The sequence below is a fragment of the Fictibacillus sp. NRS-1165 genome (assembly GCF_050468105.1).
Classification (GTDB): Bacteria; Bacillota; Bacilli; order Bacillales; family Fictibacillaceae; genus Fictibacillus_C; species Fictibacillus_C terrinigri.
The window spans coordinates 1-1,138 of sequence record NZ_JBDPNU010000157.1 but is presented as its reverse complement, the minus strand read 5'-3'; the positions used below and the strand labels follow the sequence as shown (position 1 = coordinate 1,138).

The following is a 1,138-nucleotide window of genomic DNA, read 5'->3' as shown; positions in this document are numbered from 1 at the left end:
TTCCATATGATCCTGCTCCAGTTTTATCTGCAACTTCCCAACTTTTCGGTACTCCCGCACTAATTAATGTATCTCCAGTGGTGTTTCTCTTAAGCCAATTTGTTAAAATCGTACGTTTCTCCGTTGGGAGTGCGTCTCCAATTGCGAAAGCCTGGAGGCTGGTAGCAAGTGCTCTCGGTGTGCTAGTATCATGTTTTTCTCCTGGTTTAACTTCGTTTAACTCTGGCTCAAATCGCTCAGGATTGGTAACATTATCACCAATCTCCCTGAGTGATTTCTTAAGCCCACTTGGCCCACCCAGTTGCTTAAGTATGAGGTTTTCCGCAGTATTGTCACTGTATCGAATAGAAGCATCGCAAAGCTCTTTTAGAGTCATTCCTGTATCAACATGCTTCTCTGTGATCGGATTAAAATTTACAAGATCATCACGGGTATAGGTAATTCTTTGGTTAAGGTCTTCTATTGACTTTTGTTGTAAGAGTGCCCCTACAGCTAAAGCTTTATGAGTAGATGCATATGCAAAACGCTTATCTGACCGATAAGTTACTGTTTTGTTTGTACCAGTGTCCAGTGCAAAGACGCCAAGTCTAGCATCAAATTTTTTCTCAAGTTTGGCAAAATCATCTGTAATTGAAGTTTTTTGATTTTTTTGTTTAGATTGAGCAGAATGGGTGTTATCCTCTGAACAACCTACAAGCATTAAACATGAGAGAAGTAGTACAGGTACAATTTTTTTAAATTTACAAGTAGTAAAAATAGTGTTACATGATTTCATTAAAATCTAACCCCTTTCTAAAAAAATTTATAAAACAGCAGCAACAGAAGGCCTCGATACAACACGATATAACATTCACTTATCTTTACCCCCTTTCTTGATTACACTTGTAATACGATACTACATTTGTAATCAGATGATGTCAATTTTTAAATTTAGAAAAGATAGGAAGACTTTAATAAAGTTGTTGTCTGTTTAAGCCAGGAAAAGCCTTGCTACCCCTTTGCTATAATGTTCACAAGGATTAGTAAATTGATAAACTACCAATGAAATGCTAAAATTAGGCACTACAATTAGATTTTGTTTGAGAAGATATCAACGAATTTTGTCAGAACTAAGTAAAAATGTTGAGGAATGGAGACG

The 1,138-nt window shown here is 36.5% G+C and carries 1 protein-coding gene; it reads right to left on the bottom strand.

Translation table 11 applies throughout. The features are described from left to right. Positions 1-775 (bottom strand): class A beta-lactamase (bla, locus tag ABHN01_RS25465; RefSeq protein ID WP_429877860.1); only part of this gene is annotated, 775 nt, incomplete at its 3' end. Positions 776-1,138: the final 363 nt, after the last annotated feature.